Genomic DNA, 20,261 nt, shown 5'->3' on the forward strand with positions numbered 1-20,261 from the left:
CAGTTGCCACGGCAGGCGGGTAACAGGACCGGCGAGACGGATTGGCGATCCGCAAGAGTTAGAAAAAACAGCGTTTTATGCTAACTTGATAATCAAGCATCGCCTGGCGGAGCCCGTTCGCCTGGCGTATGTCACACATATTGACGTTAAATTCACAGAATTGTATGATCAGTTGGCCGGTTCGAATCCTGCCGCTGTGTCATCGGCGGCCCGCAATCGGCAATGGCGGATCCCGGCGAGGATGATTTCCATGATGTTCAGCGCCACCCTCGTTCGGGACCAATTCGCAACGCGTACCGGCTCACGCTGAACGGGATCATCATGTCCAGCCTCCTGCTTGGGATCGACAACGGTCTGACGGTGACGAAGGCAGTGATCTTCGATGCCGGCGGCACGCAGCTGTCGGTGGCCAGGCGCCGTGTGCCGCAATCGATGCCGCATCCCCGCTGGGTCGAACGCGACATGCTGGGCCTCTGGCAGGCGACCGCCGAGGCGATCAGGGAAGCCATTGCCCTGAGCGGAAGGCCGGCTCTCGACATCAAGGCCGTGGCGGCGACCGCGCATGGCGACGGGCTGTACCTGCTCGACAGGAACCACCGGCCCCTCGGCCCCGGCATCCTGTCGCTCGACAGCCGCGCCGGCGAGATCGTCGATGAATGGGCAAAGGGATCGGTTTTTGCCGAGGCCCTCGCCCTGACCGGACAGGTTCCGCACGCTTCGGCGCCATCGGCGATACTGGCCTGGCTGAAAAAGCACGCTCCCGACCGCTTCAGCCGGATCGGCCATATCGTCGGTTGCAAGGACTGGCTGCGCTTTTGCCTGACCGGCACCGTCGGCACCGACCTGACCGAGGCTAGCACCTCGTTCACCGACGTTCGCACGCAAGCCTACGCGTCGGAGGCGATGCGCATCTTTGGCCTGGAAGAGCTGTTGACGGCTTTGCCCGGGGTTGCGCATTCGGCCGACATTGTCGGCTACGCCACCGCCGAAGCGGCCGCACTGACCGGGCTTGCGGAAGGCACCCCGGTCGCTTGCGGCCTGCATGACGTCACCGCCTCGGCGCTTGGCATCGGCGGCCACGAGGAGGGCGTGGTCAGCATCGTGGCCGGCACCTACTCGATCAATGAAGTGGTCTCCGCCGAGCCGCGTACCGACCAGCGCTGGTTCTGCCGCAACGCCATCGACCGCGGCCGCTGGAACAACATGTCGATCTCGCCGGCCTCGACGGCGAACTACGACTGGTTCCTCGACACGCTCTGCCGCGCCGAACAGGACGAGGCCAAAAAGACCGGCGGCTCGATCCACGAGATGCTGGCGGCCGAAATCGACATCGCGCTGAAGAAGCCGTCGACCCTGCTCTTCCATCCCTATCTGTTCGGCTCGCCCTACGGCAACGCCGCCAGCGCCAGCTTCGTCGGCTTGCGCGGCTGGCACGACCGTGGCGACATGCTGAAGGCGGTGCTGGAAGGCATCGCCTTCAACCACCGCAGCCATGTCGAAGCCCTGCGCGACGGCTTTGCAGTTCGCGAGGTGCGGCTGACCGGCGGCGGCTCGCGCAATCCGGCTATCGCGCAGATGTTCGCCGACGTGCTCGCCGTGCCGGTCACCGTCACCTCGACCGACGAGGCGGCCGCCTACGGCGCCGCCCTCTGCGCCGGTGCGGCAGTCGGCCTGTTCGCCTCGCCGCAGGAGGGCGCGCGCGCCACCTGCACGGTGAGCCGCGAATATCGCCCGGACCCGGCGCGCAGTGCCGTCTTCGACGAGCGCTATTCCACCTATGGCCGCATTGCCGAACAGCTCAGGCCGAAATGGGCGGAAATCGAGAGCCTTGCAGGGCAAGAAATGGGGGGCACAGCATGATCAAGGCCGACGAACGGCGCGAAGAGATCGCCGAATACGTGATTAAGCTCGGCCAGGTGCGCATCGACGATCTGGTCGAGCATTTCGGCGTGTCGCGCATGACCATCCACCGCCACATCGACCAGCTGGCGCATCAAGGCGTGCTGCGCAAGCTGCATGGCGCCGTCACCGTGCAGCCATCCGGCCTCTACGAAAGCGCCTTCCGCTACCGGGTGACGGTTGGGCGGGCGGAAAAGGACGCGCTGGCCCGCGCCGCGATGGATTATGTCGAGCCGGGACAGGCGGTGATCCTGGACGATTCGACCACGGCGAACGCCGTGGCGCCGCTGCTGCTCGAGGTCACGCCACTGACCGTCATCACCAACAGCGTGTCGACGGCGGCATTGCTGACCAATGTCGACGACATCGACTTCATCTGCCTCGGCGGCCAGTACCATCGCACCTACAACGCCTATATCGGCATCGTCTGCGAGAATGCGATCTCGCGGCTGCGCGCCAATCTCTTGATCTGCTCGGCCTCCGCGATCAGCGGCACCACGGCCTTCATCCAGGACCAGCACGTGGTGCGGGTCAAGCAGGCGATGATGGCGGCGGCGATCAGGCGCATCCTCCTGGTCGACCATTCCAAGTTCGACAAGGTGGCCCTGCACGTGCTCGACGACCTCATCAGCTTCGAGGCGGTCCTGGTCACCGACGGCATCAGCGACAAGCATGCGCAAAAGCTGGAGCAGGCCGGGGTGCAGTTGCGCGTGGTCAAGACGGCGAGGCCATGACATCACCGGCCGAAAGCCAGCACGGCTCCGAGCAACGGACCGGTGTCCCCGGCGATGTCGATGTCGTCATCCTCGGTGCCGGCATCAATGGGGCCGGCCTGTTTCGCGATCTCAGCGCGCAGGGCGTCAGTTGCTGCATCGTCGACAAGGCGGATTTCGGCTCCGGCACCAGTGCAGCACCCTCGCGGCTGATCCATGGCGGGCTGAAATATCTGGAGACCGGCGAATTCGGGCTGGTGGCTCAGTCGACGCTGGAGCGCAACCTGCTGCTCAAGAACGCGCCGCACTATGTCAGCCCGCTGCCGACGGTCATCCCGATCTTCTCCTGGGGCAAAGGCATGTGGGCGGCGCTGCGCACGCTGCTGGGCTCGACCAGCGCGCCGCGCAGCCGTGGCGCGATCCTCATCAAGATCGGCCTGATGATCTATGATTTCTACGGCTCACGGCACCGGGTGATGCCGCGCCACCGGCTCGTCGGGCGCCGTCAGGCGCTTCGCGACATGCCGGCGCTGACCGGCTCGATTGTCGCCACCGGCACCTACTACGACGCCAAGATCACACATCCCGAAAGGTTGGTGCTCGAGCTGATCGCCGATGGGCTGGAGGCCAACTCCAACTCCAGCGCGGCCAACTACACCTCGCTGGTCTCTTCCTCGAACGGCGTTCTGGCCTTCTGGCGACAGAACGGCGGCGAGTTCTCGCTGCGGCCGAGACTGGTCGTCAACGCCGCCGGCCCATGGATCGACCATGTCAACGCGGCACTCGGCGCGCCGTCCAGGATGATCGGCGGCACCAAGGGCTCGCACATCCTCCTCAAGCACGATGCGCTGGTGCAAAGCCTGGCCGGTCGCATGCTCTATTTCGAAGCCGATGACGGCCGTATCTGCCTTGTCTACGACTATCTCGGCAAGGCGCTCGTCGGCTCGACGGATCTCGCGGCCGACAACCCTGATACGGTCCGCTGCGAGCCGGCGGAGATCGATTATCTGCTGGAAAGCGTGCGCACGCTGTTGCCCGGCATGCGTTTCGAGCGCGACCAGATCGTCTATGCCTATAGCGGCATCAGGCCCCTACCCGCATCCGACGCCGCCATCCCCGGCCTGATCAGCCGCGATCATTCGGCGCCGGTGGCGGAGCCGGAGCCGTCGCGCCCCTTCCCCATCATCTCGCTGATCGGCGGCAAATGGACGACGTTTCGCGGTTTTGCCGAGGAAGTCGCCGACACCGCGCTTCATCGTCTCGGCCGCACCCGCAAGGTGACGACGCGCTCTATGCCGATCGGCGGCGGCAAGGGCTTTCCGGCCGACACAGCGGCACGATCAAGCTGGCTGGCCAAGGCCGCATCGGCCTCAGGCATCGACGAGGCCCGGCTCGACCTGCTGCTGTCGCGCTATGGCACCAAGGCACTGCCGATAGCCCGGCACCAGAACGCATCGAGCAATGAAGACCGCTTGCCGGACTCGCATGACTACAGCGTGTCGGAAATCGACTACATCGCTCGCAACGAATTCGTCGAACATCTGGCCGACATCGTCATGCGGCGCACGACGCTGGCCATCAGCGGCTCCCTGACGACAAGCGACTTGCAGCAGATCGCCATGATTGCCGGCCGGGCGCTCGGCTGGAACGCGCAGACGATCGGCGAGGAGATCGATCAAGTTGTCACGCAGCTCAACGGCACCAATTTGATGGGACTGCAACCGGAACGCCTGCCGCGAACCACAAGCGATCGCGCCAAACTGGCTTGAGCGCGGCACAGCCTCCTCGCCGAGGTGAAAGCAAGCGTATCACAACGCCTGTGAGATATTATTGATTTTAAAAAACTCAATAATATCAATTGCGTTGCTCGTTCGGCATCAGCCGATTGGTCACATGAATGTTACGTTATCGGCAAAGTATCACAGTTATTGACGGTAACTTCACATCGATGTATGGTCGATTGCGCTGGAGGAGCGCGTTGCGGGAGGGGTCAATGCACGCGGATCAACCGCGCAGCGGCTTATGCGGCGCTTCGCGCCAACAGAACGAAATGCCACCTCTCATCGCCGCCACTACACAGGTCGTCACAGCATGAGTTCGCAGCCAGCAACCACCAAAATGAACCGGCGAGGATCGCCAGGCGTCCGCTGGGTGGCCGTCGCGATCGCGATCCTGGTGCTGCTCGGCGCAATGATCCTCGACACCAAGATCGTCATGATCGGCTCGGCCGAAGACACCCGCAAGGCGGCGTTTTCGCCGGAGGCGTTCGGCAAGGCTGAATTTCCGAACGTGCAATCCGCCGTCGAGCAGCGCGCCGTCGATGCGCCGACGCTCGCCGCCGCCATCGCCAAGGACAAGGCGGCCGCCGAGAAACAATATGGCGTGCCGGCCAATGTCGGCACCGAATTCTCGGTCAAGTTCACTGGCGTCGTCGGCGAGGGAAAGTCAGGCATCTACACCGTCAAGGTGGCCGACGTCCCGGACAATCTGGTCATTCGCGTCCAGACCGGACCGGCGATCAACGGCACCGACCTGCGCGACGCGACCGGCGCGATCACCTTCGGCCAGTTCACCAACCAGATCGAGTACCAGAATGCGGGCTCGGCCCTGAACAACGAGATGAAGAAGCAGGTGCTGTCGGCCATCGACAACACCCAGCTCACCGGCAAGACCATCTCGGTCGTCGGTGTGTTCAAGCTGATCAACCCCAAGGGCTGGCTGGTCGCGCCGGTAAAGCTGAGCGTCCAATGAATGCGGCGCCCGAATTCGAACCCGCGCCGGGCGACACCGTGCTTGCGGCCCGCCACATCGTAAAGACCTATGGCGGCACGCATGCGCTGAAGGGCGTCAATTTCGACATACGCCGCGGCAAGGTCACCACGCTGTTCGGCGAAAACGGCGCCGGCAAGTCGACATTGATGAAGATCCTCTCCGGCGTGACGACACCGACATCGGGAAGCATCGAGCTCGACGGTCAGTCCGTTACCTTCTCCTCTGCCTCCGACGCCCGCGACCGCGGCATCTCGATCATCCATCAGGAGCTCAGCCTCGCGCCCAATCTGAGCGTGCGCGACAACATCTTCATGGGCCGGGAGATACGCGGCGCGACCGGCGTCGATTTCGCCGAGGAAGCCCGCCAGACCCGGCTGCTGATGGCCGACCTCGAGGAAGACATCGATCCGCTGACGCTTGTCCAGGACCTGCGCCTGGGGCAGCAGCAGATCGTCGAGATCGCCCGCGCGCTCTCGGTGGATTCACGCATCCTGATCATGGATGAGCCGACCTCCGCGCTGAGCGCGACCGAGGTGGAGGTGCTGTTCAGGGTCATCCGCGACCTCACGGCCCGCGGCGTCTCGATCGTCTATATCTCGCACCACCTCGAGGAGGCGTTGCAGATCACCGACTACGCCGTGGTGTTGAGGGACGGCGCGATCACCGCGACGGCGAACGCCAGGCACATCAACCTCGAATGGATCGTCCGCAACATGGTCGGCGAGAACTTCGACCTGGGCTCGCCGCCCACCGGTTATGCCTTCGGCGAGGTCGCCTTGTCGGTCGAGGACGTCAGCGTCGCCGATGCCTCGAGCTCGGAACGCTCCGTGGTCGACAGGCTTTCGCTCGATGTGCGCAGCGGCGAGATCGTCTGCATCTACGGGCTGATGGGCGCCGGGCGTACCGAATTGCTGGAATGCATCGCCGGGCGCCTGCAGCCATCGGGCGGACGCATCCTGCTCGACGGCAAAGACATCTCCCGCTTCAGCATCGCCGAGCGCATCGCCAGAGGGCTCGTCCTGGTGCCGGAGGACCGACAGCGCGACGGCCTGGTTCAGACGATGTCTGTCGGCGCCAACCTGTCGCTCGCCAGCATCGGCGCATTCGTCAGGGGAATGCTGTTGTCGCGCTCGCAGGAGCGGTCGCTGGTCGAAGCCTCCATCCGCGACGTGCACGTCAAGACCGCGGGCGGCAGCGCGCCCATCGGCTCGTTGTCCGGCGGCAACCAGCAGAAGGTCGTCATCGGCAAGATGCTGACCACCAATCCCAAGGTCATGCTGCTGGACGAGCCGAGCCGCGGCATCGACATCGGCGCCAAGGCCGAGGTGTTCCGGCTGCTCAGCGAGCGGGCGGCGCGCGGGCTCGCCGTCGTCTTCTCGACCTCGGAAGTCGCCGAATGCCTGAGCATCGCGCACCGGATCATCGTCATGCATCGCGGCAGGATCTCGGCCGAATTCACCGCCGATGCCACGAAGGAAGAGATCATGGCCGCTTCGGGCGAAGCCGTGGTCTCCGACCATGAAGAACACAGGAGCCACCACCGTGACCGACGCTAGCCCCGATCGCAGCCGCTCCCCGAGGGTTTCGGCCGACGGCTTCAGCCTGGCCAAGCTTTTGCTGGAGGGCCGCGCCTTCTTCGCGCTGATCGCCATCATCGTCGTCTTCTCGTTCCTGTCTCCCTATTATCTCTCGGTCGGCAATTTCCTGACCATGGCCTCGCATGTCGCCATCTTCGGCATACTGGCGGTCGGCATGCTGCTGGTCATACTCAATGGCGGCATCGACCTGTCGGTCGGCTCGACGCTGGGCTTCTCCGGCGTGATCGCCGGCTTCCTGATGCAGGGCGTGCAGCTGACCTCGTTCGGCGTCATCCTCTACCCGCCGGTCTGGGTCGTCGCGGTGCTGGTCTGCGTGCTCGGCGCGCTGGTCGGCCTGGTCAACGGCGTCCTCATCGCCTGGCTGAAGGTGCCCGCCTTCGTCGCCACCCTCGGCATGCTCTACGTCGTGCGCGGCGCGGCCCTGCTGATGACCAACGGCCTGACCTACAACGATCTCGGCGGCAAGCCGCAGCTCGGCAACACCGGCTTCGAATGGATGGGCTTCAACCGCCTGCTCGACATCCCGATCGGCGTGCTGGTGATGGCGGTGATCGCCATCATCGGCAGCATCATCCTCAACCGCACCGCCTTCGGCCGCTGGCTCTATGCTTCCGGCGGCAACGAACGCGCCGCCGAACTCTCCGGCGTGCCGGTCAAGCAGGTGCAGGTCTCGGTCTATATGCTCTCGGGCATCTGCGCCGCCGTGGCCGGCCTGATCCTGTCTTCCGAGCTGACTTCGGCGGGTCCGACCGCCGGCACCTCTTATGAGCTTACGGCAATTGCCGCCGTCGTCATCGGCGGTGCCGCGCTCACCGGTGGCCGGGGCAACATCCGCGGTACGCTGGTTGGCGCCTTCGTTATCGGCTTCCTGTCCGATGGCCTCGTGATCATCGGGGTCTCCGCATATTGGCAGACAGTGTTCACCGGCGCGGTCATCGTGTTGGCGGTGCTGCTCAACGCCATCCAGTATCGCCGCCGCGTCAAGCTTCCGAGCCCGGCCGGCGGCTCGCCCACTTCTCCACAAAAGGACAAGGCCACAACGGCCGATCCCGCCCTCGAGAAGACCGCCGGTTGACCGGCGCGATTGCTAACCAAAGGAGGAACTCTATGTATCGCAGTGCCAGAATTCTGATGCTCTCGGCCTTCGCCCTGGCCGCACCGATCGTCGCGGCAAGCGCGGCGTCGGCCGGCGGCCTCATCTCGATCATCGTCATCGATCCCGCCAACCCCTACTGGCTTACCGAAGGCAATGTCGCCAAGGCGGAAGCCGAGAAACTCGGCTACACCGCGACCGTCGGTGCCTCCAAGGCCGACACCAACACCGAGAGCAAGCTGATCGACACGGCGATCACCAACAAGTCCGTGGCCATCATCCTTGACCCGGCTGACGCCAGCGGCTCGATCGGCGCGGTGAAGAAGGCGATCGCCGCCAACATCCCGGTCTTCCTCGTCAATGCCGAGATCAACCAGGAGGGCCTCGCCAAGGCGCAGCTCGTCTCGAACAACGCCCAGGGCGCCGCACTCGGCGGCCAGCAATGGGTGACGGCCATCGGCGAGAAGGGCAACTATGTCGAGCTGCTCGGCGCCCCCTCCGACAACAACGCCGCGACACGGTCGAACGGCTACGAGACCGTGATCAGCCAGTATCCCGACCTCAAGAAGGTCGGCTCGGAAGTCGCCAACTGGGACCGCACGCAGGGCCACGACAAGATGCAAAGCCTGCTGCAGGCCCATCCCGACATCATCGGCGTGACCAGCGGCAATGACGAGATGGCGCTTGGCGCGATCGCAGCGCTGAAGGAAGCCGGAAAGCTGTCGAGCATCAAGGTCGGCGGCTTCGACGGCTCTCCGGACGCCGTCGCCGCCATCAAGGCCGGCGACCTGCAATTCACCGTGCTGCAGCCGGTGGCCGTCTACTCGGCGAAGGCCGTGCAGCAGGCGGACTCCTTCATCAAGACCGGCAAGACCGGTGCTGCCACCGAGAAGCAGCTGTTCGACTGCCTGCTCATCACCAAGGACAATGTCGACAAGTACACGGCTCCGTTCACGCTCTCGGAGTAAGAAAACCGACGAGGGGTGGCCTTTCGGTCGCCCCTCTCCTGTTCCCGCCGATCACTCAGCCCGCATCGATCTCCGCCTGCAGTGCATCCATATGCGTCGCAGCCGCCGCCGTGGCCGCGCGCTCGATGGCGCGGAAACGGCTGACCACGGCAAGGCCGATGGCCGTCAGCTGCGCGCCGCCGCCCTTGCGGCCTCCGGTCTGCGCGGCGACCAGCGGCTTGCCGAAAACCCGGTTCATGTCCTCGACCAGATCCCAGGCGTGCTTGTAGGACATCTCCATGCCGCGCGCGGCGGCCGAGATCGAGCCGAAGGTGGCGATCTGCTCCAAAAGCTCGATCTTGCCCGGACCGATCCGCCCGTCGGGATCGAGATTTATCCGCAAGCTCAGCGATGGCATCTTTGCTCCTCCGCGGTCACCGGGACTCCTGCCGAAGCCACTTCGGCGATACCGTTATTCCAAAACAATATAGCGGCGATCGCCGCTCCTGTCAGCCGTCGACCTCGACCGGCAGGCCAGCGCCGGTGTTGGCCCGGTCGAAACTCACCGTCTTGATCACAGCAAAAACCTTGCCGCCGAGCCGCAGTTTCAACGCCTGCCGCGACTGTTCGGTGATGCGGGCGAGAACCGTTGCGCCATTGCAATCGATGTCGACCTCGACCGCCGGCCCCTCGCCCGGACGGATCGCGACGACCGTGCCGGGCAAGATGTTGAGCGCGCTGAGGCCCGTGGGTTTCTCCGTGGCGATCATCACATCACGGGCACGAATGCGGATACGCACCGGAGCGCCGGTCTTCAATTCAAGACGCGGCACGCGGATTTCGCCGGCGGCCGAGCCGAGCACGGTCATGCCGAAAGCCTCATCGTGGCGCAGCACCTTGGCGTCCAGCACGGCACCGCCCTCGCCGCGCTCCTCCGACGGCAGCAGGTCGAGTCTTTGCATCACCGCCTCGGTCGGGCCGCTCGCAACGACCTTGCCTTGCGCCAGCATCACCACGTCGCTCGCCAGCCGCGCCACCTCGGCGACTGAATGGCTGACATAGACGATTGGGATCTTCGTCTCGTCGCGCAGCCGTTCGATATAGGGCAGGATCTCGGCCTTGCGCGCCTCGTCGAGCGAGGCCAGCGGCTCGTCCATGAGCAGCAATTTCGGACTGGCGAGCAGCGCCCGTCCTATCGCAACGCGCTGCTTTTCGCCGCCGGAGAGTTTTGCCGGACGCCGCCCGAGCAGAGGTCCGATGCCGAGCAACTCAACGACGGCATCCATGTCGGCGTAGCGCTCCCTGGCCGGCGTGAACCAGCGGCCGTAGCGCAGATTGCTGGCCACGCTCATATGTGGAAACAGCCGCGCGTCCTGGAACACCATGCCGATCCGGCGCCTGTGCTTCGGCACGAAAATACCGGCATCGGTGTCGACCAGCACCCTGCCCTCCACCTCGATGTGGCCGTTATCGGGCCGGATCAGCCCGGCGATCATGTTGATGAGCGTGGTCTTGCCCGATCCGGACGGCCCGAACAGCGCCGTCAGCCGCCCGGCGCTCTCGAAGCGTGCCTCGATGGCGAAATCGCCGAGCCGGTGGCCGATATCGACGCGGACGCTCATTCGATGTCCATCCGCCTGCCAACCCGCCGCGCCAGAACTTCCGAGGCGACCAGCGCCGCCATCGAGATGACGATCGAGATCAATGTCAGGCGCAGTGCCCCCTCATCGCCGCCGGGCACCTGCGTGAAAGTGTAGATCGCCGAGGGCAGCGTCTGCGTTTCGTTGGGGATGTTGGAGACGAAGGTGATGGTGGCGCCGAACTCGCCCATCGCCTTGGCGAAGGCCAGGATGGCGCCGGCGATCAGCCCGGGCAGGATCAGCGGCAGCGTGATGGTGGCGAACACCCACAAGGGATTGGCGCCAAGCGTGCCCGCCGCCGCCTCCATCTTGCGGTCCACCGCCTCGATCGACAGCCGGATTGCCCGCACCATCAGGGGAAAGCCCATGACGCCGCAGGCCAGCGCCGCACCGGTCCAGCGGAAAGAGAATACGATGCCGAAATGCTCGGCCAGGAAGGCGCCGGCCGGCCCACGCTTGCCGAAAGTGAGAAGCAGGAGATACCCCGTCACCACCGGCGGCAGGATCAGCGGCAGATGCACCAGCCCGTTGAGCAGCGTCTTGCCCCAGAACTGTCCACGGGCCAGCAACAGCGCGATCGCTATGCCCGGTGGCAGGCTGAAGAGCATCGCCACGGTCGCCACCTTGATGGACAGCCGGACCGCATTCCATTCGTCGGGAGTGAGGTCCAGCAGCCAGGTCATATTGCGCTATCGGGCCCTGTTCAGTTGCTCGGCGTGAGCACGGTAAAACCCTGTTCCTTGAAGAGCGCGCCGGCCTTGGCGGACTGCAGGCATTTCAGGAAAGCCGTCGTATCCTTGTCCTTCGAATCGGCGGTCTGGGCAACCGGATAGATGATCGGCGCATGAGAATCCTCCGGGAAGGTGCCGATCAGCTTGACGCCCTTGTCGGCATGCGCGTCGGTGGCATAGACGATGCCGAGAGCGGCCTCGCCCGTCGAAACCAGCTTGAGCGCCGCGCGAACATTCTCGGCCTGCGCCACCTTGCCCTCGACCGAGGACCAGACCCCGAGCGATTCCAGTGCCGCCTTGCCGTACTTGCCGGCCGGCACCGCCTTGAAGTCGCCCATGGCGAGCTTGCCGTCCCCGACCAGCTTGGCAAGGTCGAAACCCTTCTCGATCTTGGCCTCGACCGTCGAATCCTTCGGCGCTACCAGCACGATCTCGTTGCCGAGCAGCTTCACCTCGGTGTCGGGCTTGGTCAGCTTCTTGTCGGAAAGATATTTCATCCAGTCGAGATCGGCCGAGATGAAGACGTCGGCCGGCGCCCCGCCCTCGATCTGCTTGGCGAGTGCCGAGCTTGCCGCATAGGAAACGGTCGCGGCCTCGCCGACATCGGCCTCGCAGGTCTTGTTCACCGCATCGAGCGCGTCCTTGAGGCTGGCCGCCGCAAACACCACGACCTTGTCTTGCGCATGCGCGGCCGGCGCCGCCGCCATCAATGTCGCCGCAAGACCGCCAATGGCGATCGCCCTCAACCCGAAACCCTTGCGCGTCATCGAAAACTCTCCCTGGTTTGAAATCCGTCCGGCGCGAAGCCTGCCGATCGATATATCCGCATGAATATAACAAGGGAAGGCCCGGCGCCTTGCGAAAACGCCTATGCCCCGCCGACTGTTCTGGTAGGACGGGCGGGAAACCAATGCATGTCGCCCAAAAGTGACCTCGGTTTTGGGAAAACGGCATGCATAAAAGCGATGGAGAGCCCGATGAAGATCAGTGCCCGCAATGTGCTCAAGGGAACGATCGCCGAAATCGTCAAGGGAGCCACCACTTCGCATGTCAGGATCGACATTGGCGGCGGCGCCATCGTCACCGCCTCGATCACCAACGAAGCCGTCGCCGACCTCAAGCTCGAAAAGGGCAAACAGGCCTATGCCGTGGTCAAGGCCTCGGACGTGATCGTCGGCATCGACTGAACCGTCAGTTGCTCAGACCGCGATCGGCGCCTTGATCGAGGCATCGGCAACGTAGTTTTCCAGGCGGAAATCCTCAAAGCGGAAGGCGAACAGGTCCTTCACCTCAGGGTTGATCCACATCGTCGGCAGTGCCCTCGGCGTGCGCTGCAACTGCTCGCGCGCCTGTTCGAAATGGTTCGAATAGAGATGCGCATCGCCCAGCGTGTGGACGAAATCGCCCGGCTTCAGCCCGGTCACCTGCGCCACCATCAGCGTCAGCAGCGCGTAGGACGCGATGTTGAACGGCACGCCGAGGAAGATGTCGGCCGAACGCTGGTAGAGCTGGCAGGACAGCCGGCCTTCGGACACGTAGAACTGGAACAGGCAGTGGCAGGGTGGCAGCGCCATTGCTTCCACCTCGGCCGGATTCCAAGCCGAAACGATCAGCCGCCGCGATTGAGGATTGCGGCGTATCTCCTTGAGAAGGCCCGCGATCTGGTCGATCGAGCCGCCATGGCCATCCGGCCAGGAGCGCCACTGCCTGCCGTAGACGGGGCCAAGGTCGCCATTCTCGTCGGCCCATTCGTCCCAGATCGTGACGCCGTGGTCGGTCAGGTATTTGATGTTGGTGTCGCCGGCCAGGAACCACAGGAGTTCATGGATGATCGACTTCAGGTGCAGCTTCTTGGTCGTGGTGACCGGAAAGCCGCGCGCCAGGTCGAAACGCATCTGGTAGCCGAAGACGGAGCGCGTGCCGGTGCCGGTACGGTCGCTACGGTCGGCGCCGTTTTCCAGCACATGCTGCAAGAGGTCGAGATATTGGCGCATCGGTTCCAGCTCGATTCGAGATTTCACCAATCATAGCGCATGTGCGCGCCGGCGCCACGCCTGTCTGAGATTCTTTCCCTACCCTGACAGGAAGCGGAGCGCTCTTCAGAACTCGCTCTGGCGAACGGAAAGCGCGGAAAACCACGCCGATCGGTCGCCAGAGCAGAAACTGCGAGGCGCCTCAGAGGGCGCCGAGTTTGCCCAGATCCTTGGCCACCAGATAATAGAAGGTCACCCGGCTCTTGGTGTTGTCGGCGTGCATCGCCTTGCAGGTCTTCTCGATCGACGCGTCGGCCTTCGCCCCGTCGCTGACCCCGAGCTTCTTGGCCACCCAGCTCTCCTTGACGCGCTCGAGCTCCTTCGGGTCGGTGCAGGACACCAGCGAGGAATCGCGGTTCCTCAGCGCAATTCCCAGATGCTTGACGATCTTATCGACCGCGTCGGCGCTGGCGCCCGCGTCGTACTTCTTCACATCCGCAAGATAGTCGGCCATCAAAATTCCCCTCGTCGGCGCCACGGATCCGATCGATGAGGGCTGTGGCGCGCTTCGCAATCTGTGCGCTAGGTCGGCAACTCCTCACCGCTCGCAAAGCTTCCGTTGAGACCGCGCCCAAGTCAACCCTTGGCCGTCGCAATTTGACACAGGGACAAAGCCTCATTGCGGCCTTTCATTTCCACGCAACGCCCCCTATATTCGATTTGTCGGCTTGACCGACTATGGCGATAAATGGGCGATGAAATAAGCCGTTCGGACCCGGGGGCGGTACCCGGCGCCTCCACCAAAAGCCGCTGTTGACGACAGAGCGGTTTTTGCTGGGGGCGAAATAGGATCGACGAAGGTGTAAAGATCGTACTTTTGCCCGGCATTGTACCACCGTCATCGGGCTAAACTTATAGTTGCCAACGACAACTATGCGGAAGCACGTCTCGCTGCTTAATGCAGTGCGATAGCTTCAAATCAAGCCCTAGGGGTTCGCACTTCTAGGCGGGGTTCGGAGGTACCTGGCAACAGAAACCTCCACTTCTCCCCCTCGATCGACGTCATGTGCAACGGCCTTTTTTGCCGTCCAGACTTCGCGCGGCCGTTGGCCCCGCCAAGCCACCGCATCGCGTGTCTCTTTCTCCATGAGCAAGAAATGCAAAACGATTCCGATCGATTCTTCGTGCTGACCGGTGGTCCGGGCTCCGGCAAGACCACTTTGATCGCAGCCCTGTGTCAGGCAGGCTTCGCGACTTCAGTCGAAGCCGGGCGCGGCATCATCCGCGACCAGTCCTCGATAGGCGGAAGCGCCCTGCCCTGGAGCGACCGCGCGCTGTTCGCCGAACTCATGCTGTCGTGGGAAATGCGCTCATATCGCAACGCCGTCGAACAGAAGGGACCGGTCTTCTTCGATCGCGGCGTGCCGGACACGCTCGGCTATCTCAGGCTGAGCGGGCTGCCCGTGGCAGAACACGTCAATACCGCCGCCAAGCACTTCCGCTACAATCCGCGCGTTTTCATCGCGCCGCCATGGCCTGACATTTTCGCGCAGGATCAAGAGCGCAAGCAGACGCCAGACGAGGCCGAGCGCACCTACCATGCGATGGCCGAAATCTATACGGAGCTGGGCTACGAGCTGGTTCCGTTGCCCCTGGCACCGGTCGAGACACGAATGCGTTTCGTATTGGCCGAGGCAGGGCTGAAATGAAAAGGCCGGGAAAACCCGGCCTTTTCATGTGTTTGAAAGCAGTGCTTATTCCGCCGGCGCTTCGACCGCTTCGCGCGAACGGCCGAGCGTGACCTTGGCCAGCGTGAAGGAAATCACCGCGCAGAGCGTAATGCCGGCGACCATCGGCAGCGGCGTGCCGTCGAAGAACACGCCGGCGACGCCCATGGCGAGCGCGCCGATGGCGAAGTGCAGCGTGCCCATCAGGGCCGAGGCCGTGCCGGCGATCTCGCCATGCTCTTCCATGGCCAGCACCGAGGTGGTCGGAATGACCAGGCCAAGGAAGCCGTAGCCGACGAACAGCAGGGCTGCCATCACATCGAGCCGGTCGACGCCCGTCGCCATGATCGCGAGCAGCACCACCATCGTCGAGGCGTAGCCGGTCACCGCGACGCGCACCACGCGCCGCAGCCCGAAACGCTCGGCCAGCAGCCCCGTCAGCTGCGACATGCCGATGAAGGCCACCGCATTGATCGAGAAGAACACGCTGTAGACCGAAGGCGACAGCCCGTAATGGTCGATCAGGATGAAGGACGAGCTCGACAGATAGACAAAGAAGCTCGCAATGCCGAAACCGGCGATCGCCACCAGGCCGAGGAAGTTGCGGTCACCCATCAGGAAGCGGTAGCCGGCGAGTGCGGTGCCGAAGGAGGAACCGACGCGTTCTTCAGCCGGCCGCGTCTCCTTGAGCGAGGTCGCGAGCAGGATGGTGGCAAGGGCTGCCGCACCGGTCACCGTCCAGAACACGGCGCGCCAGCCGAAATTCTCGATGATCTGGCTGCCGGTCAGCGGCGCCAGGATCGGCGATACCGAGAAAACCAGCATCAGCAAGGACATCAGCTTGGCCGCCTCATTGCCGGTGTGCAGGTCGCGTACGATGGCGCGCGGCACCGCCATGCCGGCGCTGGCGCCAAGCCCCTGCAGGAAGCGGAAGGCGATCAGCCACTCGATGGTCGGGCTCATCGCCGAACCGATGCCGCCGACCATGAACAGCGCAAGGCCGCCATAGAGCGGCAGCTTGCGGCCGACCATGTCGGAGATCGGCCCGACGACGATCTGGCCGAAACCCATGGACAGGAAGAAGATCAGCAGGCTCATCTGCACGGCGGCGGTGCCGGCGTGCAGATCCGCGCCGATCGACGGCAAGGCGGGAAGGTACATGTCGATCGCGAAGGGGCCGATGGCGGACAACAGGCCGAGCACGACCGCGATGCGGAGGAATTTGGGACTCATGATATTGGCTTCTTTCGAAATCTGGTTGCCGCCGCCAGGCGACGTCTAACCCTAGGACGTTCCATCCCATGAGACACCGACACTCAAGGAGCGAATTCTATTCGTCCCCAGTGCGAAATCTCTTTATCGTATGTCCACAAATTTAGACACTCTTGTCCAAATCGTCAATCGCCTCTATATATGTTTTCATGAGAGCGAGCGTTTCTCCTGACATTTTCCCGCCACGTGGCCACGAGGCCAAGCGCCTGTCGATCGTCGACGCCGCCGCAGGCGTTTTTTGCCGTGAAGGCTTCGCCGGCGCCAATATCGACCTGATTGCAGCCGAGGCCGGCGTCTCTCGCCAGACCGTCTACAACCACCATGGCGACAAGGAAAAGCTCTTCATGGCCGTCGTGCGCGACCTCACCGATCGCTGCAATGTCGGCATTTTCGCCACCATAGCCACCTTCCCTGACCAGCCCGGCGATCTCGAAGCGGATTTGATCGGCTTTGCCGTGCGCCTGAACCAGAATTGCATCTGCAATCGCGACGGAAAATTCCTGCGCAAGCTGATCCAGACCGAAGGCGAGCGCTACCCCGAACTGTTTGCCGAATGGCGCGAACAGGGTCCGGGCACGACATGGCCGGCAATCGCCGCCCGCTTCGCCCGCCTCGCCTATGGCGGTTACCTCACCATCGACGACCCCGACGTCGCGGCGCGCCAGTTCCTCGGCCTGGTCAATGCCGAACTGCAGACCACTTTCATGCTCGGCGGCACGCCGCGCGAGGACGAAGTGGTGCAATCGGCGACGAATGGCGTGCGCACCTTCCTGCGCGCTTTCGGCAAGAGCCCCGCCCTGGGCAGCGTCAAAAAGCACACTGCGCTGGCTAACGCATAGCGTTTGCGGTTGCCGGCAAGCCGGCTTGCCGATCAAATCGTCGGCAATAGTCCTCGCTTCGACGCGACGTTGGGCTATATCAGGTTTACGCCGCGCTCAAGCTTGATTACAGCTATGCGGACGATTCAACGGAACCCGACCACCACATGGCCGACGACCACATCCGCTACGACATTCTGGCCCAGGAGGCGTTGCGCGGCGTCATGCGCAAGGTCCTGGCCGAGGTCGCACGCACCGGCCTCCCCGGCAACCATCATTTCTTCATCACCTTCCTGACCGGCGCGCCCGGCGTACGCGTGTCGTCGCGCCTGCGCGAGCGCTATCCCGAGCAGATGACCATAGTCATCCAGTTCCAGTACTGGGACCTGAAGGTGACAGACACCGGCTTCGAGGTTGGCCTGTCCTTCTCCGACGTGCCTGAGAAACTGGAAATCCCGTTCTCGGCCGTACGTGGCTTCTACGACCCCTCGGTCAATTTCGAGCTCGAGTTCGACGTCAAGACCGATGCGCAGCCTGAAGAGGAACCGGCCCAGCCTGCATCCGAGCCGCTGACCATCGTTTCCGAGAAGAAGCCGAAGGCCGAGAAGAAGGCTGCCGCCGAGCCGGAGAAGAAGCCCGCCGCAACCGAGGCCGGCGCCAAGGGCGCCGAAGTGGTTTCGCTCGACGCCTTCCGCAAGAAATAGGTTCGCGGTCCGCGCCATGGCCGACATCGTCAATCTCCGCCAGGTTCGAAAACAGAAAGCGCGGGACGAGAAGACGCGCGTCGCCGAACAGAACCGGGCCCTGCATGGCCGTTCCAAGGCGGACAAGCAACGCGACCGGCTGAATGCCGACAAGGCCGAGAAATTTGTCGCTGGCCATCGCCTCGATCCGTCCGGCAAGGACGAATAATGAGCGTCCGGCCGTGAGCGTCGTTGAAAAGCGCTCGGTGACCATTCGCGGCCATCGCACCAGCTATTCCCTTGAAAAGCCCTTCTATGACGACCTCGTCGCCATCGCCGCGGCGAGAAAGCTGACGCTGGCCGCACTCGTCGCCGAAGTCGATGAGACGCGGCCCCGCGACACCAACCTGTCTTCGGCGCTGCGATTGCATGTCCTGGAATGGGCGAAGCGCGGAACCAGCCTGGACTAAAGCAATTCCAGGAAAAGTGTGAGCGGTTTTCCGTCAGGAATTGCGTCAAAACAAAGAGTTAGAGCGGTTCGCCGTTTCCATGAAACGGTGAAACGCTCTAGACGCCCTCGACCGCGTCCGCCTTTTTCCCACGCCTGGTGCCGAAACCAAGCAAGGTCGAGCGGTCGCGCTCCTCGGCCTGTTTTCTCGACCGCACGCGCATCAGATCCTTCCAGCCGACATAGCCGACCAGTTGCAGACTTTCGCGGGTCACGACCGGCAGATGCGAGACATTGGCCATCAACAGCTTGTCGGAGAGGCCTTCGAGATACTCGTCGGGATAGGCAAGCGTCACCTTGCTTCCGGCAAGCAGGTCGCCGAGCGTCGTCGTCCTGTGCTTGCCGGCACGGCGCCAGCGCAGGATCGCCGGCGGATCGATGAGGCCGAGCACCCGCCTGTTCTCGTCGATGACAGGGAAGCTCGGATGCAGGGTTTCCGGCGCGGTCAGGAACGCCGCCGCGCCATGCAGCGTCATCGTCGCCGGCACGCTCTCGACCTGCGCCGTCATCACCTCGCGCACCCTGGTCAGCGCGAACGGGTCGACGCGGTATTCGCGCACGAGGTGGTGCCCTCGCCTGGCGATCTTCTCGGTCAGGATCGACCGCTTCATCAGGAGCACGGTGACGGCATGCGCCGCCGCACAAGCCGCGATCAGCGGCGCCAGCACATGCGTGTTGCCGGTCAGTTCGACGGCAAAGAAAGTCGCCGTCAGCGGCGCCCGCATCGTGCCGCCCATGGTGGCCGACATGGCAAGCAGCGCCCAGAAGCCCGGATCCGTCGCGGGCAGGATGCCGGCGAGCACCGCCCCCATGGCACCACCCATGATCAGCAGTGGCGCCAGAACGCCCCCTGACGTTCCCGAGCCGAGCGCCACCGACCAGATGATGGCCTTGACCACCAGCAGCAGCAGCGCCGCCGCCGCGACCGTGCGGCCATCCAGCATGTCGGCGATGTTGTCGTAACCGACACCGAGCGCCCGCGGCTCGATCAGCCCGCCAATGCCAACCACCAGGCCGCCGATCATCGGCCACCACATCCAGTGGATGGGCAGTTTCTGGAAGGCGTCCTCGCAGGCATAAACCATCTGGGTGAGCAGCCCCGACAGCAGGCCGGCGCAGATACCGACCAGAACCCAGCCGCCAAGTCCGGTGAACGAGACCGCCATGCCGCCCTGAAACGGAAAGATCGGCCCGGGCAGATGCAGCGCGGTGCGCTCGACTTCGGCAATGATCGCCGCAACCGCCACGGGGATGAAGGAGCGCGGCGTCCACTCGAACAGCAGCAGTTCCACCGCCAGCATGATGGCCGCGATCGGCGTGCCGAACACGGTGGTCATGCCGGCCGCGGCCCCCGCTACGAGCAATGTCTTACGTTCATTGTCGCTGACCGGCAGCATCTGCGCTATCAGCGAGCCGATGGCGCCGCCGGTCATGATGATCGGCCCTTCGGCGCCGAACGGTCCGCCTGAACCGATGGAGATCGCCGACGACAGCGGCTTCAGGATCGCTACCTTGGCGCCGAGTTTTGAACGCCCGAGCAGGATCGCCTCGATCGCTTCGGGAATGCCATGGCCGCGGATCTTCTCGCTGCCATATCTAGCCATCAGGCCGATAATCAGCGCGCCGATCACCGGCACCACCACCGCCGCAAGCCCAAGCGGCGTGTCCTGCAATTTCAAATCGGCGAACGTGAACTGGCCAAAATAGGCAATGTTGGTGGCAAGCCGGATCAGTTTCAAAAGCACGATGCCAGCGAACAGCCCCACCGTGGCGACCACCACGGCGATCGTCGCGATGGTCAGCACGCGCGCGTCGGTGGTGAAATCCCTGAGGTGGCTGTTTTCGGAGGGCTTCATGGCGGGCTTTCTGGCGGCGGCCGGATCTCGA

General features: G+C 63.9%; 21 protein-coding genes and 1 other RNA gene. 14 read left to right on the plus strand and 8 right to left on the minus strand.

Features of this window, described 5'->3' with window-relative positions; all coding sequences use genetic code 11:
• Positions 1-321: 321 nt before the first annotated feature.
• The 7 genes from QQK95_RS10315 to QQK95_RS10345 all read left to right on the plus strand — a co-directional run bounded on the left by QQK95_RS10315 (position 322) and on the right by QQK95_RS10345 (position 9,043).
• Positions 322-1,860, plus strand: coding sequence for an FGGY-family carbohydrate kinase (locus tag QQK95_RS10315; protein WP_284271881.1), 1,539 nt, complete (start codon positions 322-324; stop codon positions 1,858-1,860).
• Positions 1,857-2,633: a DeoR/GlpR family DNA-binding transcription regulator gene (locus QQK95_RS10320; protein ID WP_284271883.1), complete on the plus strand. Its 777-nt coding sequence runs from the start codon at positions 1,857-1,859 to the stop codon at positions 2,631-2,633. Before QQK95_RS10315 ends, QQK95_RS10320 begins: the two co-directional genes overlap by 4 nt.
• Positions 2,630-4,381: a glycerol-3-phosphate dehydrogenase/oxidase gene (locus tag QQK95_RS10325; protein WP_284271885.1), complete on the plus strand. Its 1,752-nt coding sequence runs from the start codon at positions 2,630-2,632 to the stop codon at positions 4,379-4,381. Before QQK95_RS10320 ends, QQK95_RS10325 begins: the two co-directional genes overlap by 4 nt.
• Positions 4,382-4,730: 349 nt before the next feature.
• On the plus strand, positions 4,731-5,363 hold the full coding sequence (locus QQK95_RS10330) for a DUF2291 family protein (RefSeq protein ID WP_284271886.1): 633 nt from the start codon (positions 4,731-4,733) through the stop codon (positions 5,361-5,363).
• Positions 5,360-6,940: a sugar ABC transporter ATP-binding protein gene (locus QQK95_RS10335; RefSeq protein WP_284271888.1), complete on the plus strand. Its 1,581-nt coding sequence runs from the start codon at positions 5,360-5,362 to the stop codon at positions 6,938-6,940. Before QQK95_RS10330 ends, QQK95_RS10335 begins: the two co-directional genes overlap by 4 nt.
• The gene (locus tag QQK95_RS10340) at positions 6,903-8,057 is read left to right on the plus strand and encodes an ABC transporter permease (protein ID WP_284271891.1); all 1,155 of its coding nucleotides are present in this window, start codon (positions 6,903-6,905) and stop codon (positions 8,055-8,057) included. Before QQK95_RS10335 ends, QQK95_RS10340 begins: the two co-directional genes overlap by 38 nt.
• A gap of 32 nt (positions 8,058-8,089) precedes the next feature.
• Positions 8,090-9,043 (plus strand): D-ribose ABC transporter substrate-binding protein, encoded by a 954-nt coding sequence (locus QQK95_RS10345; protein ID WP_284271894.1) that lies wholly within the window; start codon positions 8,090-8,092, stop codon positions 9,041-9,043.
• A gap of 55 nt (positions 9,044-9,098) precedes the next feature.
• On the opposite strand, the gene QQK95_RS10350 is transcribed toward QQK95_RS10345, so the two are convergent.
• The 4 genes from QQK95_RS10350 to modA all read right to left on the minus strand — a co-directional run bounded on the left by QQK95_RS10350 (position 9,099) and on the right by modA (position 12,160).
• Entirely contained in the window at positions 9,099-9,440 is a 342-nt protein-coding gene (locus tag QQK95_RS10350; RefSeq protein ID WP_010910183.1) for a winged helix-turn-helix domain-containing protein, read from the minus strand.
• 91 nt (positions 9,441-9,531) lie between these two features.
• Positions 9,532-10,644 carry a molybdenum ABC transporter ATP-binding protein gene (modC, locus tag QQK95_RS10355; RefSeq protein ID WP_284271910.1) on the minus strand — a complete coding sequence of 371 codons (1,113 nt, stop codon included), beginning with the start codon at positions 10,642-10,644 and terminating at the stop codon, positions 9,532-9,534.
• The gene (gene modB, locus QQK95_RS10360; RefSeq protein WP_284271911.1) at positions 10,641-11,345 is read right to left on the minus strand and encodes a molybdate ABC transporter permease subunit; all 705 of its coding nucleotides are present in this window, start codon (positions 11,343-11,345) and stop codon (positions 10,641-10,643) included. The genes modC and modB overlap by 4 nt, the downstream gene beginning before the upstream one ends.
• A gap of 20 nt (positions 11,346-11,365) precedes the next feature.
• Entirely contained in the window at positions 11,366-12,160 is a 795-nt protein-coding gene (gene modA / locus QQK95_RS10365) for a molybdate ABC transporter substrate-binding protein (RefSeq protein WP_284271912.1), read from the minus strand.
• A gap of 210 nt (positions 12,161-12,370) precedes the next feature.
• Between modA and QQK95_RS10370 the strand changes: the two genes are divergently transcribed.
• Positions 12,371-12,580 carry a TOBE domain-containing protein gene (locus QQK95_RS10370; RefSeq protein ID WP_284271914.1) on the plus strand — a complete coding sequence of 70 codons (210 nt, stop codon included), beginning with the start codon at positions 12,371-12,373 and terminating at the stop codon, positions 12,578-12,580.
• Between the two features lie 12 nt (positions 12,581-12,592).
• Here QQK95_RS10370 and QQK95_RS10375 read toward each other — a convergent pair whose 3' ends face one another.
• Together QQK95_RS10375 and QQK95_RS10380 are read right to left on the minus strand one after the other, a co-directional pair.
• The gene (locus QQK95_RS10375) at positions 12,593-13,387 is read right to left on the minus strand and encodes a thymidylate synthase (protein WP_284272555.1); all 795 of its coding nucleotides are present in this window, start codon (positions 13,385-13,387) and stop codon (positions 12,593-12,595) included.
• 181 nt (positions 13,388-13,568) lie between these two features.
• On the minus strand, positions 13,569-13,880 hold the full coding sequence (locus tag QQK95_RS10380) for a DUF2853 family protein (RefSeq protein ID WP_284271915.1): 312 nt from the start codon (positions 13,878-13,880) through the stop codon (positions 13,569-13,571).
• Between the two features lie 169 nt (positions 13,881-14,049).
• Here QQK95_RS10380 and ssrA point away from each other — a divergent pair.
• Together ssrA and QQK95_RS10390 are read left to right on the plus strand one after the other, a co-directional pair.
• Positions 14,050-14,410: a transfer-messenger RNA gene (gene ssrA, locus QQK95_RS10385) on the plus strand.
• Between the two features lie 113 nt (positions 14,411-14,523).
• Positions 14,524-15,075: an AAA family ATPase gene (locus QQK95_RS10390; protein WP_284271917.1), complete on the plus strand. Its 552-nt coding sequence runs from the start codon at positions 14,524-14,526 to the stop codon at positions 15,073-15,075.
• A gap of 45 nt (positions 15,076-15,120) precedes the next feature.
• On the opposite strand, the gene QQK95_RS10395 is transcribed toward QQK95_RS10390, so the two are convergent.
• Positions 15,121-16,326: a multidrug effflux MFS transporter gene (locus QQK95_RS10395; RefSeq protein ID WP_284271922.1), complete on the minus strand. Its 1,206-nt coding sequence runs from the start codon at positions 16,324-16,326 to the stop codon at positions 15,121-15,123.
• Positions 16,327-16,514: 188 nt separating this feature from the next.
• Here QQK95_RS10395 and QQK95_RS10400 point away from each other — a divergent pair, with 188 nt between their 5' ends.
• From QQK95_RS10400 to QQK95_RS10415, 4 genes are all read left to right on the plus strand, one after another.
• Positions 16,515-17,204 (plus strand): TetR/AcrR family transcriptional regulator, encoded by a 690-nt coding sequence (locus QQK95_RS10400; RefSeq protein ID WP_284271924.1) that lies wholly within the window; start codon positions 16,515-16,517, stop codon positions 17,202-17,204.
• 146 nt (positions 17,205-17,350) lie between these two features.
• A complete protein-coding gene (locus QQK95_RS10405; protein ID WP_010910193.1) occupies positions 17,351-17,887 on the plus strand; it encodes an SspB family protein in 537 nt (178 codons plus the stop codon).
• Between the two features lie 16 nt (positions 17,888-17,903).
• Complete coding sequence (locus QQK95_RS10410) at positions 17,904-18,095, plus strand: DUF4169 family protein (RefSeq protein WP_284271928.1); 192 nt, start codon at positions 17,904-17,906, stop codon at positions 18,093-18,095.
• Between the two features lie 13 nt (positions 18,096-18,108).
• A complete protein-coding gene (locus QQK95_RS10415; protein WP_284271929.1) occupies positions 18,109-18,336 on the plus strand; it encodes a ribbon-helix-helix domain-containing protein in 228 nt (75 codons plus the stop codon).
• Between the two features lie 97 nt (positions 18,337-18,433).
• Here QQK95_RS10415 and QQK95_RS10420 read toward each other — a convergent pair whose 3' ends face one another.
• Positions 18,434-20,230, minus strand: coding sequence for a chloride channel protein (locus tag QQK95_RS10420; RefSeq protein ID WP_284271931.1), 1,797 nt, complete (start codon positions 20,228-20,230; stop codon positions 18,434-18,436).
• Positions 20,231-20,261: the final 31 nt, after the last annotated feature.

The sequence above is a fragment of the Mesorhizobium huakuii genome (assembly GCF_030160235.1).
In the GTDB taxonomy this organism is placed as follows: Bacteria; Pseudomonadota; Alphaproteobacteria; order Rhizobiales; family Rhizobiaceae; genus Mesorhizobium; species Mesorhizobium huakuii.

Excerpts from the sequence above, each read along its gene's own strand:
- QQK95_RS10340 (WP_284271891.1), top strand. The coding sequence starts at position 6,903 with ATGAAGAACACAGGAGCCACCACCGTGACCGACGCTAGCCCCGATCGC.
- QQK95_RS10390 (WP_284271917.1), top strand. The coding sequence starts at position 14,524 with ATGCAAAACGATTCCGATCGATTCTTCGTGCTGACCGGTGGTCCGGGC.
- QQK95_RS10350 (WP_010910183.1), bottom strand. The coding sequence starts at position 9,440 with ATGCCATCGCTGAGCTTGCGGATAAATCTCGATCCCGACGGGCGGATC.
- modC (WP_284271910.1), bottom strand. The coding sequence starts at position 10,644 with ATGAGCGTCCGCGTCGATATCGGCCACCGGCTCGGCGATTTCGCCATC.
- QQK95_RS10380 (WP_284271915.1), bottom strand. The coding sequence starts at position 13,880 with ATGGCCGACTATCTTGCGGATGTGAAGAAGTACGACGCGGGCGCCAGC.
- QQK95_RS10395 (WP_284271922.1), bottom strand. The coding sequence starts at position 16,326 with ATGAGTCCCAAATTCCTCCGCATCGCGGTCGTGCTCGGCCTGTTGTCC.
- QQK95_RS10345 (WP_284271894.1), top strand. The coding sequence starts at position 8,090 with ATGTATCGCAGTGCCAGAATTCTGATGCTCTCGGCCTTCGCCCTGGCC.
- QQK95_RS10315 (WP_284271881.1), top strand. The coding sequence starts at position 322 with ATGTCCAGCCTCCTGCTTGGGATCGACAACGGTCTGACGGTGACGAAG.
- QQK95_RS10405 (WP_010910193.1), top strand. The coding sequence starts at position 17,351 with ATGGCCGACGACCACATCCGCTACGACATTCTGGCCCAGGAGGCGTTG.
- QQK95_RS10330 (WP_284271886.1), top strand. The coding sequence starts at position 4,731 with ATGAACCGGCGAGGATCGCCAGGCGTCCGCTGGGTGGCCGTCGCGATC.
- QQK95_RS10410 (WP_284271928.1), top strand. The coding sequence starts at position 17,904 with ATGGCCGACATCGTCAATCTCCGCCAGGTTCGAAAACAGAAAGCGCGG.
- modA (WP_284271912.1), bottom strand. The coding sequence starts at position 12,160 with ATGACGCGCAAGGGTTTCGGGTTGAGGGCGATCGCCATTGGCGGTCTT.
- QQK95_RS10320 (WP_284271883.1), top strand. The coding sequence starts at position 1,857 with ATGATCAAGGCCGACGAACGGCGCGAAGAGATCGCCGAATACGTGATT.
- modB (WP_284271911.1), bottom strand. The coding sequence starts at position 11,345 with ATGACCTGGCTGCTGGACCTCACTCCCGACGAATGGAATGCGGTCCGG.
- QQK95_RS10370 (WP_284271914.1), top strand. The coding sequence starts at position 12,371 with ATGAAGATCAGTGCCCGCAATGTGCTCAAGGGAACGATCGCCGAAATC.
- QQK95_RS10335 (WP_284271888.1), top strand. The coding sequence starts at position 5,360 with ATGAATGCGGCGCCCGAATTCGAACCCGCGCCGGGCGACACCGTGCTT.
- QQK95_RS10420 (WP_284271931.1), bottom strand. The coding sequence starts at position 20,230 with ATGAAGCCCTCCGAAAACAGCCACCTCAGGGATTTCACCACCGACGCG.
- QQK95_RS10375 (WP_284272555.1), bottom strand. The coding sequence starts at position 13,387 with ATGCGCCAATATCTCGACCTCTTGCAGCATGTGCTGGAAAACGGCGCC.
- QQK95_RS10400 (WP_284271924.1), top strand. The coding sequence starts at position 16,515 with ATGAGAGCGAGCGTTTCTCCTGACATTTTCCCGCCACGTGGCCACGAG.
- QQK95_RS10325 (WP_284271885.1), top strand. The coding sequence starts at position 2,630 with ATGACATCACCGGCCGAAAGCCAGCACGGCTCCGAGCAACGGACCGGT.